Genomic DNA, 13,646 nt, shown 5'->3' with positions numbered 1-13,646 from the left:
GAGGGGGTATGCGTACACCTGTAATAGCAGGAAATTGGAAGTTGTTTAAGACGGTTGCTGAGGCCATATCACTAGTGAATGAACTTAAACCGTTGGTGGAGCATACTACTGGTGTGGAAATAGTTGTAGCGCCAGTTTTTACAGCCTTAAGTCGTGTGTCTGAAACAGTAGCCGGGTCCAAAATAATGATGTCAGCCCAGGATTGTTACTGGGAAGCAGAAGGCGCTTTTACTGGCGAAGTAAGTCCTAAATTACTTGCGGATGTTGGATGCAGTCATATTATCATAGGGCACTCAGAGCGCCGACAATTTTTCGGGGAAACTGATGACACGGTTAATCGCAAGGTAAAGGCTACTGTAGCGGCTGGGCTTACGGCAATCATGTGTGTCGGTGAAACTCTTGCAGAACGAGAGGCTGATGCTACTTTTGATGTCATTGAAAAACAGCTTAGAGATGGACTTCTGGGATTAAATGCTGGTGATTTTGTTCGCATTATCGTTGCCTATGAACCGGTATGGGCTATAGGTACAGGCAAAACAGCCACAGATGACCAGGCTCAAGAGGTTCATGTTTTTATTCGTGGTTTTATTAGGCAACTTATCGGTGGCGATTCCGCCGAAGCTTTGCGAATACTCTATGGGGGCAGTGTCAAGCCGGAGAATATAAAAAAACTTATGGAACAGCCCGACATTGATGGTGCTCTTGTAGGAGGGGCCAGTCTTAAGGCCGACTCTTTTGCAGGCATTGTCAACTTCGGGGCCTAGAAGTGAGGAATAAGGCTTTACATTCTCGCTGCCTATGTGGTACAAAAATCGCTTCTGATTACTGTGGTAGGGGATGCTGAATGATAATTATTCTAACGATTCTACATGTTCTAGTAAGTCTTTTTCTTGTAGCTGTAGTGTTGCTGCAGTCTGGCAAGGGTGCGGAAATGGGCGCATCATTTGGCAGCAGTGGTAGCCAGTCAGTTTTTGGCGCTGGGGGGGGCACTACATTCCTTAGTAAGATGACAACAGGCGCAGCTGTTATTTTCATGCTGACCTCGCTTACTTTGGCATACGTTTCCGGGCAGCCTTCTACATCTTCAATCATGTCTGGTCAAAATAAGCCAGCTGCAGCTGGCAAAACACCTCAGATGCCGCAGCCAGCTGCGGTGCCTGCTCAACCCGCTAATGCACCAACTGGTTCTGCTGCCCCAGTGGCTCCCTTAAAGTAATTTTTTACTTGAACTTCGAATGTTTTGTGTGGTATAGAAAAAAGCTCAATTTGCGGGATGCTTAAGAACTTGTAGTCGGATGAAAATAAAATAAAGATTTGCGGTGGTGGCGGAATTGGTAGACGCACCAGCTTGAGGGGCTGGCGGGGGCAACCTCGTGATGGTTCAAATCCATTCCACCGCACCAATAAAAAGGGCAACTCTGAAAAACGAGTTGCCCTTTTTTATTCTGCATTGCTTGTTTGATAATTATAGCGCGATCAGCATTTATTTATGGCTTTAATAATTTTTTCGTAAAGATCATCGCTGTCTCGACCAACAATCTTTACCTTGTCGACTGTAGCCATGGGTGTTTCACGGCACAGACTGCATTGTTTGATGCATTCTTTAACCTTTATGTTTAGTTCCGGGAACTCTTCCTTCAGCCGCCGGTAAACTTTGCCCTTACCTTTGGTATGTTCGCAAAACCGGATTTTCATTTTAAATCATAACCTGTGTGCCTGGCGATGGTGTGAAGATGCGTTGTCCCATTTCAGCGTCTATCATCAAAATGCCGTGTCCATTATCACCCACCAATTTAAGCTTGGCGATCAGGTCGCGATCGTTATTCTCTTCCTCGATTTGTTCCGTTACGAACCATTGCAGAAAAATTTGGGTGGCATGATCTTTCTCTTTGACTGCCAGTTCACTCAAGTCGTTTATGCATCGTGTGATAAGCTGCTCATGTTTGAGGGTTTGTTCAAGCATATCCAGTAATGATTTGTATTTATTAGGTACAGCCTTGCTGGAGAGGAGGGCGATGTTTTCTCCCTGATCAACAAGGTATGTGTAGAACCTGAAAAAATGGGTCATCTCTTCGCGATATTGCACAAGAAACCAGTTGGCGGCTCCCTTTAAACCCAATGTGTTGGCGCATGAAGACATGGAGAGATAGAGGTGAGCGGAGTATAGCTCCAGATTCATGTGAGTGTTGAGCTCTTCTGACATCTTTGAACTGATCATTGGGTAAACCTCCTGTGTTTGGGGTAACTGGTCTTAGTGCATTACATGCCGTTTATAGAAAATATATACCATGATACTGCCCAGAAGGAACATTGGTAAACTAAGAAGCTGGCCCATGGAGAATATTCCAACCACCATACCTAGCTGGGCGTCAGGTTCTCTGAAAAACTCAACGATGAAGCGGAACAAACCATAACCTGCAATGAGACTCCAGCTTGCGATGCCGTCTACATTTGATTTGCGTGCTGCAAGCCGAACGATAACAAAAAGAGCGATTCCTTCCAGAAAAGCTTCGTAGAGTTGTGAGGGATGTCGTGCAACACCGCCAGTACCTGGAAAAACAATGCCCCACGGGACATCAGTTTGTCGGCCATACAACTCAGCATTGATGAAGTTGCCGATCCTTCCGAGTCCGAGTCCTACAGGAGCACACTGGGCCACCATGTCCATAACCGAGAAAAATGATAGTTTTTTCCTTCGCGCATAGAGAAAGATAGCAGCACAAACACCAAGCATTCCTCCGTGGAACGACATACCGCCTTCCCAGACGGCGAAAACTCGTAAAGGATGAGTAAGATAAAAACCTAAATTGTAAAAGAGGATATAACCAAGACGGCCCCCAAGAACGACTCCCATGGCGCCATAAAAAACAAGATCGGATATGTCATCAGTAGACAATGGCAGTTTCTTTCGGCGTGACTCAGTCCGTAGAAAGAAATAGGTGAAGATAAAGCTTAAGACGTACATCAGCCCGTACCAGCGGAACTGGAGCGGGCCAATGCGAAGAAATACAGGATCTATTTGAGGAAACTGCAGCACCTAATAATGCCTTTAGGCCCCACAACCGCAATTGCGGGAGCAGGTGTCAATTTTCATGTGTAGTGCCTTGATGAACGTCGCTTCGGTGGCAATCTTGATCTCGTCTAGAATATTGGGTGGTATCGCGGAGTCAAGAGCGAGAATAACCATGGCTTCTCCCTTTTTTTCGCTGCGCCCCAAATTCATCGAAGCAATGTTGATTTCATGGGTTCCCATGATAGAGCCGATCTTGCCAATCATGCCGGGACGGTCAGCATAATTCATCAGTAGCATATGTTCTTCGGGCGCAAATTCCATGTTGTAGTCCCGTAGGCGTACGATTCGCGGAGAGCCTTCAAAAAGAGCTCCGGAGATTAAACGACGAGTTCCCTTGCTCTCGGCAACCAGCGTAATGGTATTTGAAAAAGCACCAGCCTGAGTAGATTTTGTCTCTTCCACGACTATGCCCATCTGTTCTGCGATCAGTGAAGCATTAACCATATTGACATCCTGATCTACCATTCGGTCGAGCAGAGCCGAAAGGCCACAGACAGTGAGGGGGGAACAATCATAATGGGCAATGGTGCCGGCATAAGAAAAAGTAAGGGTTTCCGGATTGGAGTCCAAAAGCTGGATACCAAAGTCGCATATGACCCTCATCAGGTTCAGGAATGGACGCATCTGATCCATTAAAGCAAGGTCAAAGCGCGGTATATTGACCGCATTTTCCATGGGCTTGTCATCAAGGTAGTTGATGATTTCACGGGAGACATCAATGGCAACGTTAACCTGTGCCTCAAAAGTATTAGCTCCTAAATGGGGAGTTACCACCAGGCGGTCACATGCAATCAGCTGCTTAACATGCTCAGACTTGGGAGGTTCTTCGCTCCATACATCAACCGCACCGCCAGTCACTTTGCCGGACAGGAGGTTCTCCAGGAGAGCCTGCTCGTTTATAATACCGCCGCGCGCCACATTCAAGATGACTACTCCGGTCTTCATCAGCCCGAATTCGCGCGGTCCGATCATATTGCGAGTTTCATCATTGAGAGGAGTATGGACAGTAATGATGTCACAGTTTTTATATATCTCGTCATGGGATACAAGTTTGACGCCTAAGTCATGGGCCCGTTTGACAGAAATGTAAGGATCGCATGCGAGTACTTCACATTCAAAGGCTTTCAGTCGAGTAGCTACCCTGCCTCCTACCTTGCCCAGACCTATTACTCCGGCTACTTTAGCTTTTAGTTCTTGGCCTGTAAATGGTGCCCGTTTCCATTCTCCGGATTTCAGACTGGCATTTGCTATTGTTACATTGCGGCAGAACGAGAGCAGAAGAGCCATGGTATGTTCGGCGGCACTGTTGGTGTTGCCAAAAGGGGCATTGACTACGATTACACCCTTGGAACTAGCATAATCAACGTCAACATTGTCAATGCCGACGCCAGCACGGGCAACAATTTTGAGGTTTTTTCCAGCATCCAGCAAATCGCGATCTACATTTGTGCCGCTACGGGTGATAATGGCGTCGTAATTGCCGATGATATCCAGCAGTTGCTGTTTGCTGAGTCCTAGTTTGACATCCAGCTGGATACGCGGTTCCTGGGTGAGTAAGGCCAGACCTTCAGCTGAAACTTCATCTGTAACGATAATCTTCATTGCTGATCCTCGGTTCAATTGGGATTAAGAGCCTGACATATTAGCCTCGGCGGTTGAAAAATGCAAGCTGCCTAAGCATGTAAGCTGTATACAGACCCGGAGTAAAGGCCATAGGACAAGGGTTCGACGGGGAACAAGTCTGTTGATTTAGTCCAATGAGTATATTAACCTTACAGATATTCTAAAACTTGGATAGCGAAAGGTATTTGTGAACCCAAAGTCTCCTTTTAACATTGTTCTTGTGGAACCAGAAATTCCGCCCAATACCGGTAATATTGCGCGTCTTTGCGCAGCCACCGGAACTGTTCTGCATCTGGTAGAACCTTTGGGTTTTTCCATTGATGACCGCCAGATGAAGCGCGCAGGGCTCGACTATTGGTCAAGCGTCGAAGTCAAGGTCTGGCAGGGACTGGATCAGGTTTGGCAATCGTACCCTGATGGTCGATTCTTCTATCTCAGTACCAAGGCTGGTAAGAGTTATCTTGCAGCAGATTTTAAAGCAGGTGACTTTATCGTATTTGGAAAAGAGACCAAAGGGCTTCCTGCGGAGCTAATCGCAGCCAACCCGGATACTGCCATTACCATACCGATGCCGGGTAATGCTGTACGGAGCCTGAATCTTTCAACATCCGCCGGAATTGTTCTATACGAGGCGCTTCGCAAGGCCGGAAGGATTTACTGAATGTCCGTATACCTTAGCAGTGATTTGCCCGGAACCGGCGGTTCGATAAAGGAATCACCCGAAGATTTCGTAGTAACTGAAATACCTTCTTACCAGCCAAGTGGCAGTGGTGAGCATATATATCTGACAATAGAGAAGCGGGGAATAACTACCCTGGAGGCAATACGCAGGATTGCGAAGGAATTGAATGTTCCGGAGCGTGATATTGGCTACGCTGGAATGAAGGACAGCGTTGGTATCACCAGGCAGACCCTCTCTGTCCAACGTGTTAAGCCTGAGGATGCAGCGGGGCGTGATGTTGATGGCGTCCGGATCATTGCTGCCGTCAGGCATGGAAATAAGCTTAAACTGGGACACCTGAAAGGAAATCGCTTTGAGATAGTGGTCCGTGATGTGTCAGCAGATGCGGCCGAAATCGCCTCTGCTGTTATGGATACATTGAAGAAAAGAGGTGTGCCCAACTGGTTTGGGTATCAACGGTATGGGGCACAAGGTAATTCGCACCTGATCGGTGCCGCACTATTGAGGCGCGACTGGAAGGGGGCGGTGGACGTGTTGATCGGAAGTCCTGAAGCGGTGCGTGATGAGCAATGGAAAAATGCTATTGTGTCTTACACGCAGGGTGATTTTTCTCAGGCACTCCTTCAGATGCCCCGGCACTGTCGCAGTGAAAGAGATGTCCTTCAGCGGCTGACATCTCGACCGGATAGCTGGGAGAAGGCCTTTGCGGCAGTCCATCCCCGTTTGAGGAAACTATATCTGTCGGCCTATCAGGCCAGTCTTTTTGATAGGGTTGTAGAACTGCGACTGAATGGCCTTGATCGTCTACTTCCAGGGGATCTCGCCTGGAAGCATGTCAATGGCGCATGTTTTTTGGTGGAAGATATTGCAGCCGAGATAGTCAGAGCCGCGGATTTCGAAATCTCTGCCACTGGTCCCATGTTTGGAACAAAAATGAAGCTGCCTGCAGGAGAAGTGCGAATTATGGAAGAGCAATTACTGGAAGAGGAGGGGCTTTCCCCTCAGGCTTTCGACCTGGGTGGTGGCTTACGAGTGGAAGGTGAGCGTCGGCCATTGAGAGTACCGCTGGGTGAGACTCTCTGTTCCCAGGCCGGGAGTAATCTTCATTTGCAATTCACCCTTCCACGGGGCAGCTATGCCACTTCTGTAATGCGAGAAATAACCAAGTCATTCTAATTATTGTTACACCCTTATATGGTGATGTTAGATGTCAAAAAGGAAGCGTTTTTATGATTCAGCAACCAGTTTTAATAGATTCTCACGCCCATATTTATTACCGAGATTATGCGGGAGATTTTGAAGCCATGCTGCAACGAGCTGCCGATGCAGGTGTGGGGGCTATGCTCGTTGTTGGTACTGATATAGAATCAAGTCGGGAGTCTGTCGCATTGGCCGAAAAATATCCCCAGCTTTATGCGGCTGTTGGAGTCCATCCACATGATGCCGGGAGGGTGACGGAGGCCTGTTACGAAGTAATCCGGGATCTGGCACTTTCTAGTCCAAAAGTAGTAGCGATAGGTGAAATCGGGCTGGATTTTTATCGAGACCGGTCTCCCCGTAACGAACAGGAAATGGTGTTCCGACGTATGTTGCGTCTGGCTGCAGACCTGGACATGCCGGTCATTATTCACGATCGTGATGCACATGAACAGGTGATTGCATGTTTGCGTGAAGAAGGGGCCTGTCGGGGGGTAATGCACTGTTTTTCAGGTGATGCAGCCATGGCCGCTGAGGCTATAAAAATGGGATTCTATATTTCTATTCCAGGCACCATTACGTATCCTGCCAATGAGATGTTGCGTGATGTTGTACGCTCCACCACAATTGATCGCATGCTGGTTGAAACTGACTGCCCGTATCTTACTCCTGTGCCTCACAGGGGTAAGCGAAATGAACCGGCCTATGTGCGGTTGGCCGCTGAGAGGATTGCAGAAGTTAAAGGACTTTCGCTGGATGATGTCGCCCGTATTACTACCAAGAATGTTCGTGATCTCTTTGGAATCCGACTATGGGATCAATCCACCAAGATAGCTTATAAGATACGCGAATCCCTTTACCTGAACATAACCAATCGCTGCTCCAATCGCTGCTCCTTTTGTGCCAAATTCGATGATTTCACTGTAAAGGGGCACAATTTGCTGTTGGATGGTGAGCCCTCATTTGAAGAGGTCATGGCGGCTGTGGGTGAACCATCTGGCATTGAAGAAATTGTTTTCTGCGGTTACGGAGAGCCTCTCATTCGGCTTGACCTGGTCCGGCAGGTGGCTAAGGAACTGAAGCGTAGAGGGTATCGAATTCGCATTAACACCGATGGCCAAGCCAACCTTGTCCATGGCCGTAATATATTGCCCGACTTGGCCGGGTTAATTGACAGTATTTCTATTAGCCTTAATGCTCCAGATGCAGAAACCTATGATCAGTTGTGCAACACACCATTTGGCGCAGCAGGGTTTAATTCCGTATGTGATTTTATTTCAGCGGCACGGCAACATATTCCTGAAGTTATTGCCAGTGCTGTGACGGTTCCGGGGATTGATATAGATGCCTGCAGAAAGCTTGCCCAATCACTTGGCGTCGAATTCCGTGTACGCGATTATGCGGAAGTCGGGTAGGGGATAGAGATAAAAAAAGGCCGCGTCAGTCGACGCGGCCTTTGAATTTTTGGGGTGGCTAGTGGGATTCGAACCCACGTATGTACGAGTCACAGTCGTAAGTGTTGACCGCTTCACCATAGCCACCGTATGAGTTCTTCTAAATATCCCAAAGGGCGTTGCAAGTCAAGATGATTTATTGATTATGAACGAGAGTGAACAGTTAGATCCTGCGAAATCTTATAGAGCTGCCACACGCAACATAATCCATCATATTTCTTTTTATTTGTCGGCTTTTGTTTTCGAGTTTAATTTATTGACCATTTTCTGACGATATTCAGCGATATCAGCTTTAAGTGATGCCAGTCGGGCAATTTTCTCATCTATCTTGGAAATATGGGAATCGAGTACATCTATCAGTTGCGGTACCATCCTGTCTGTTTGTTTGGCCTCTCCATATACACTATTCAAATCCTGCATCTCTTTTATGGTCAATCCCAATTCTTTTAGCTTCATGATGAATTTGATTCGCCTGACATAGTATGGCGTGTACCCTCGCGTGGCTCCGTCTGAACGATCAACAGTTTCAATTATCCCAACTTCTTCCCAATATCTCAGGGTCCTTGTTGTAATTCCTAATTCCTTTGAAAGATCTCCTATCGAAATTATTTCTTCGCTGTCTATGTTGGTGCTCATAAATATTCTCTCCGCTTGTAACAACTCTGAAATCCTCAATTCTTAATCATGCACCTTATCATATGATGCTGGTTGTTGCCTTCTTTTTTGAACATTTGAAAATAGCTTCGCCCTGCTTCTGATTTTTGTTGTCGCTTCTGGCATCGTCTAAACTGGTTTAAAAAAACGATAAACAATGTTTTATTTTTGCTTGACATGTACGTAAGCGAGATATTATATGTGGCGCAATTCAATCAGTAAAAATTGCCAATTTATGGATCTTCATTTCTTATATTTTCCGCGACGGTAGCAGATGGTCATTAATACGCAGAATTGTTTTTGTTGATGTTTTGAGCAATATGATTTGCTCATGACTTTGGTTTAACAGCGTTTGAGAGTATGTCAGGCTGCGGGTTTTTTACTGAGTGAAGGATTTCATGAAAGGAGAGGTGGATTATGACGGCCAAATCGTATGACTGGGGAACGATTGCACAGCACACCAAGTATCTGGAACTAAAACGCAGGAAAAGAGTGTTTCTGTTTGGGTGGTGGATTGCAGCATCAGTGTATTATTTCCTGTTGCCGATCCTTTCCGGGTATTTCCCGGATCTGTTCAAAATCAAAATCATCGGTGTGATTAACTTCGGTTACGTGTTCATTCTGTCTCAGTTTGTGGTGGCCTTCTTTGTCGCAATCTACTACACCAAAGTTGCCAACCGCGATTTTGACCGACTGACGGCAGAACTTGTCAAAGAAATACAATAGGGGGTGATTGATGTTCGTTAAAACATTATCTGTAATCTTTTTTGTCCTAATGCTGACCGCCACAGTTTTTGCTGCAGAACCGTCAAAATCGGCCCCGATCGCTACGGTAGTTTCTCAATCCTCCCAGGTGCCTACTGTTGCCACCTCAGCACCTGCACAAACCGGGGCTGCGTCAGCCGTAGCCAAGCCTGCTGCTTCTGCGCCGCAAGTAAAGGTGAAGCCGAACCGTGCAATAACCATTAGCATGTTTCTTGCCATCATCGGCATAACGCTTTGCGTCGTCGTCTGGGCTGCAAAGCAAACCACAACGGCTGCAGATTTCTACGCAGCAGGAGGTGGCATCACCGGCCTCCAAAATGGCTGGGCCATCGCAGGCGACTATATGTCAGCGGCATCTTTCCTCGGAATGTCAGGTCTTATCTCGCTATACGGTATCGATGGGTTTATGTATGCCGTAGGGCCCATGTTCTCATTTATTGCCATTCTGCTGGTAGTTGCCGAGCCATGCCGCAATGCTGGTAAATTCACCCTGGGAGATATCCTTTCATTCCGCGCTTCACCAAAGCCGGTACGTGCCGTGGCAGCCATTTCAACTGTCACGGTTTCGCTTTTTTATCTGATAGCCCAAATGGTTGGTGCAGGAAAATTGATGCAGGTCCTGCTGGATATTCCATATCGGGTCTCTGTAATCGGGGTCGGCATCCTGATGGTTGGATATGTTGTTTTTGGCGGCATGAAAGCCACTACCTGGGTTCAGATAATTAAAGCAGGTTTGCTGATGTCCGGCACAGTTCTACTGGCCCTGCTTGTCATGCAGAAAGCCGGCTTCAACCCTGTTGGTTTCTTTTCTGACATCGTCGGCAATCAGCTTGTTCAGGACCATGTTCGTATAAACGTCATGAAAGATGCATTGCCCAAACCTGGCTTCGATTACGGACAGCGCTTCATGGAGCCCGGCCTGTTCCTGAAGAATCCGTTGGATCAAATCTCGCTTGGAATTGCCTGGGCACTCGGCGCCGCAGGTCTGCCTCACATTCTGATGCGTTTCTTTACGGTTCCCAGTGCTAAAGAAGCTCGAAAATCAATTGTCATTGCCCTGTTCATCAATAGTACATTCTTCTTTTTGATTAACCTGATCGGGTTCGGAGCAGCTCTTTACCTCTCCCCACAACTGATCAGTTCGGTTGATAAGGGGGGCAACATGGCAACTCTGCTGCTGGCTCAGAAACTTGGCGGCGGAGCAGGATCTCTCGGTGGTGATATTTTTCTGGCCTTCATCTGCGCAGTGGCCTTTGCGACCATCCTGGCGGTTGTATCAGGTCTGGTGCTCGCAGCATCTGCAGCAATTGCCCACGATGTGTATGTGAATATCATCATGGATGGAAAAGCAGACCAGCACACTCAGGTTAAAGTTGCACGTATAACTTCATTGTTTGTCGGTGTTGCGGCGATTATCATGGGACTTGCTGCCGAAAAGGAAAATGTTGTTGCACTGGTAGCTCTGGCGTTTGCCGTTGCAGCTTCGGGTAATTTTCCCTGTGTCATGCTTTCGCTCTTCTGGAAGAAATTCAACACTGCCGGTGTCGTCAGCGGCCTTCTTGTCGGAACCATCACTGCACTTGGGCTGGTGGTGATCTCACCGGTAATGACCTATCCGCAGAAGATAGCCGACGATGCCAAAAAGATTGTTATGACTTTGGAGAAGAAACAGGCTGAAGGTGTTGTGCTGGCGGAAAAGGATCTCAAGTTGCTGGATAAATCCAAGGCGGATTTTGCCAAGAATGATGGCGGCACCTCAATGGTAGGTCTCAAGGCACCAATATTTCAGCTTAAGAATCCTGGTATTGTCTCAGTACCCATTGGTCTGATAGCAGCCATCATGGGAGCGCTTCTTTTCAGGGATAAGCGTGCTGAAGATATGTTTGATGAAATTGAGGTTCGTCAGATAACCGGGCTGGGAATAGCAAAAGCCAGCGATCACTAACAATTAAACAATTGATAATAAAAAGATCCGGCAGGGTTGTAACCCTGCCGGATCTTTTTGTTTCTGCTGTATATTTCAAGGAAAAGTCAGCAAGGTGGTGCAGATGAATGGATGGTGGAAGGGTTAGAAACGATATGAAGCAGTCACAAATCCGGAGATTCCTTCCCGTGGAAAGTCGCCGGGAACTTTGTTAAGTGCACCCGAGGTGTCAGGATCTTTGTAATGTTCGTCAAAGAGATTGCGGACTGTCCCTTGAATCTCCAAGGTCTTGTAAAAGTTCTTCAGTGTCACGGCCAGATCAACGGTAGTGTAAGCAGGCATCTCCGGTCGGCTATCTCCATTGCTTCGTGGTCTGGGCCCAGTCCAGAGTACATCGGTGTGCAGATTCACGTATTTCACAGGGGCATAGTTGATGCTGCCGGAGGCCCGATGAGATGGCACATATGCAAGTTTTCTCTCAGAGTCGGCGTCGCGCGGATCCTGAAAGGCATAATTCATCTTCCAGTATAGGTCAGGGCCGTAGGCGCCGTTCAGGCCCAGTTCAATTCCCTGAGTCTTGGATTTACGGAAATTAGCATAGGTAGGTGTGGGCGTTGTTGAGGGGTCCACATCTATCTGGTCTTTTATCGTGCTGTAAAAGTAGTTCAGATTGGCGGCAAAGGAGCGGTTTAGGCGCCAGCCGATGCCGGTCTCAATAGTCTCAATATGTTCTGGCTTTAGCTTCGAATTTCCAAGCTGCGCCGGGTTGTTAATATTGTAAAGTTCCTGAAAATTAGGTGCACGGAAAGCCTGACCATACAATATCTTCAGGTCGGCGTTTTCGAGGAAGCTCCATACCAATCCAATTCGAGGGTTTACTGTGCTGCCAAAATCGCTGTAATGGTCGTAGCGGAGACCTGTTGTAAGATTGAGCCGCTCCAGCAGTTGCCATTCGTCCTGAAGATAAAATGCATAAATTTGGCGATTCGCATTTTTGTTCCATGTGGCAACCTCTTGGATGGATCCAAGTGGTACGCCGGTCAATGGATTAAAGTTGCCAAGTTGCCTGACACCATATTGCTGCATATCCTCGAAGGAAAATCCCCCTATTAAATGATTGCCTGTGAACGCCTCCCAATCGACCTGTAGTTCGGCGCCAATGGTGCGGTCTTTGACTAACGGCCTTCCAATCATTCCGTTAGGAAATCCGAGAAAACCGTTAGGTAATATTTTTACATTCGGGACCTGCTCGTAAAGGTCGTAATACAATTTAATATTCGTCGAAAATGTTTCAGACAGATTTAGGCCATAGGCTAATTCGCTCCAATAGGTATCGATATCCTGATAACTATTATCGGTAAGAGCAAATCCCAAACCAACAAAAGCCCCTTTACGTACAGTTCGATATCCTCCGCGAAAAGAAAGGTCTCCATAACCGATCTTCAGAAAAGCATCTGTCTGCTTGAGGCTAAGGTCAGGCGTATTGGGGGCCGTGGAAAGGGAGGCCGTTGGGAATGGAAAAGAGGAAGGATTTCCACTCAGGTAATCGGATTCAACTATCCGCTTGTGGCCGTTTGTCTGGTAATGGTCAAGGCTGCCGGAAAGCGTCAGTTTGTCGCCAATGGCTTTGCCTCCAAGCAAGTTCCCTTTGAAGCTACCGAAGCTGCCGCCTCCAGCATTCAGTTCCAAACCGTTAATCTCCTCAGCATTACGGGTGATGATGTTAATGGTGGCTACAAAAGCGCTATTGCCGTAAAGGGCCGAACCCGGTCCCCGCACCACCTCCACCTGACGGATATTTTCTGTAGGCAACATTTCGGCATAAGAGTAGAAAGCACTGCCGGTAAAGTTCTTGTTCAATGAATGGCCATTGATCATGACCAAGATTTTTTCGCTGGTAGATGATCTGACGCCACGTACTTCGATCATGGTAACGCCATACTCGTTGATTGAGATGCCGATGCCAGGCACCATTTTCAGCACGTCCAGCAAATTTCGCGCACCCATGTTCCTGATTTCATCGGCAGTAATAATGGTGGCTATGGCAGGAGCCTTGCGTAACGAAGTGGCCCTTTTTGTAGCTGTTACCAAATCCTGTTCCTCAAAAAAGAGGAGCAGTTCTTTATTTTGGGTGGTGCTGTTTTCAGATGTCTGAAGATCTGGTTGAGAAAGAGATTCGTCAGCTCCCCATATAGGACTGCTAACGCTCAGACACCCTACAAGAAATATGTATGGAAACAATGATGTTTTCTTCATGGTTTCTCCGCTGATTAT

Annotated in this window: 13 protein-coding genes and 2 tRNA genes; 8 read left to right on the top strand and 7 right to left on the bottom strand. The window is 47.2% G+C overall.

The features are described from left to right. Nucleotides 1-8: 8 nt before the first annotated feature. From tpiA to KJB30_RS14585, 3 genes are all read left to right on the top strand, one after another. Nucleotides 9-764: a triose-phosphate isomerase gene (gene tpiA / locus KJB30_RS14595; protein ID WP_214300621.1), complete on the top strand. Its 756-nt coding sequence runs from the start codon at nucleotides 9-11 to the stop codon at nucleotides 762-764. An 80-nt stretch (nucleotides 765-844) separates the two neighbouring features. Next, on the top strand, nucleotides 845-1,216 hold the full coding sequence (gene secG / locus KJB30_RS14590; protein ID WP_214300619.1) for a preprotein translocase subunit SecG: 372 nt from the start codon (nucleotides 845-847) through the stop codon (nucleotides 1,214-1,216). Nucleotides 1,217-1,316: 100 nt separating this feature from the next. After that, nucleotides 1,317-1,403: transfer RNA gene (locus KJB30_RS14585), tRNA-Leu, on the top strand. A gap of 73 nt (nucleotides 1,404-1,476) precedes the next feature. On the opposite strand, the gene KJB30_RS14580 is transcribed toward KJB30_RS14585, so the two are convergent. From KJB30_RS14580 to serA, 4 genes are read right to left on the bottom strand one after another with little or no spacing between them, the layout of a single operon-like run. Further along, entirely contained in the window at nucleotides 1,477-1,695 is a 219-nt protein-coding gene (locus KJB30_RS14580) for a DUF1450 domain-containing protein (RefSeq protein WP_214300617.1), read from the bottom strand. Between the two features lies 1 nt (nucleotide 1,696). Continuing rightward, complete coding sequence (locus KJB30_RS14575) at nucleotides 1,697-2,218, bottom strand: ferritin (protein WP_214300615.1); 522 nt, start codon at nucleotides 2,216-2,218, stop codon at nucleotides 1,697-1,699. 33 nt (nucleotides 2,219-2,251) lie between these two features. After that, nucleotides 2,252-3,034 (bottom strand): prolipoprotein diacylglyceryl transferase, encoded by a 783-nt coding sequence (gene lgt / locus KJB30_RS14570; RefSeq protein WP_214300676.1) that lies wholly within the window; start codon nucleotides 3,032-3,034, stop codon nucleotides 2,252-2,254. 15 nt (nucleotides 3,035-3,049) lie between these two features. Continuing rightward, a complete protein-coding gene (serA, locus tag KJB30_RS14565) occupies nucleotides 3,050-4,675 on the bottom strand; it encodes a phosphoglycerate dehydrogenase (RefSeq protein WP_214300613.1) in 1,626 nt (541 codons plus the stop codon). 208 nt (nucleotides 4,676-4,883) lie between these two features. On the opposite strand from serA, the gene KJB30_RS14560 reads away from it, so the two are divergent. From KJB30_RS14560 to KJB30_RS14550, 3 genes are read left to right on the top strand one after another with little or no spacing between them, the layout of a single operon-like run. After that, entirely contained in the window at nucleotides 4,884-5,357 is a 474-nt protein-coding gene (locus KJB30_RS14560; protein WP_214300605.1) for a tRNA (cytidine(34)-2'-O)-methyltransferase, read from the top strand. After that, the gene (truD, locus tag KJB30_RS14555; protein ID WP_214300603.1) at nucleotides 5,358-6,554 is read left to right on the top strand and encodes a tRNA pseudouridine(13) synthase TruD; all 1,197 of its coding nucleotides are present in this window, start codon (nucleotides 5,358-5,360) and stop codon (nucleotides 6,552-6,554) included. Nucleotides 6,555-6,607: 53 nt separating this feature from the next. Further along, nucleotides 6,608-7,990 carry a TatD family hydrolase gene (locus tag KJB30_RS14550; RefSeq protein WP_214300601.1) on the top strand — a complete coding sequence of 461 codons (1,383 nt, stop codon included), beginning with the start codon at nucleotides 6,608-6,610 and terminating at the stop codon, nucleotides 7,988-7,990. A 50-nt stretch (nucleotides 7,991-8,040) separates the two neighbouring features. Here the strand turns inward: KJB30_RS14550 and KJB30_RS14545 are convergent. Together KJB30_RS14545 and KJB30_RS14540 are read right to left on the bottom strand one after the other, a co-directional pair. After that, nucleotides 8,041-8,116 (bottom strand) — tRNA-His (locus tag KJB30_RS14545). A 135-nt stretch (nucleotides 8,117-8,251) separates the two neighbouring features. Further along, a complete protein-coding gene (locus tag KJB30_RS14540; protein WP_214300599.1) occupies nucleotides 8,252-8,665 on the bottom strand; it encodes a helix-turn-helix domain-containing protein in 414 nt (137 codons plus the stop codon). A 435-nt stretch (nucleotides 8,666-9,100) separates the two neighbouring features. Between KJB30_RS14540 and KJB30_RS14535 the strand changes: the two genes are divergently transcribed. Further along, nucleotides 9,101-9,409 (top strand): DUF485 domain-containing protein, encoded by a 309-nt coding sequence (locus tag KJB30_RS14535; protein ID WP_214300597.1) that lies wholly within the window; start codon nucleotides 9,101-9,103, stop codon nucleotides 9,407-9,409. Between the two features lie 10 nt (nucleotides 9,410-9,419). Continuing rightward, nucleotides 9,420-11,393 carry a solute symporter family protein gene (locus KJB30_RS14530; protein WP_214300595.1) on the top strand — a complete coding sequence of 658 codons (1,974 nt, stop codon included), beginning with the start codon at nucleotides 9,420-9,422 and terminating at the stop codon, nucleotides 11,391-11,393. 123 nt (nucleotides 11,394-11,516) lie between these two features. Here the strand turns inward: KJB30_RS14530 and KJB30_RS14525 are convergent, their stop codons facing one another. Continuing rightward, on the bottom strand, nucleotides 11,517-13,628 hold the full coding sequence (locus tag KJB30_RS14525) for a TonB-dependent receptor plug domain-containing protein (protein ID WP_214300593.1): 2,112 nt from the start codon (nucleotides 13,626-13,628) through the stop codon (nucleotides 11,517-11,519). Between the last annotated feature and the right edge of the window lie 18 nt (nucleotides 13,629-13,646).

The sequence above is a fragment of the Pelotalea chapellei genome (assembly GCF_018531195.1).
Taxonomy (GTDB): Bacteria; Desulfobacterota; Desulfuromonadia; order Geobacterales; family Pseudopelobacteraceae; genus Pelotalea; species Pelotalea chapellei.
This window is presented reverse-complemented; position numbering and strand designations above follow the sequence as displayed.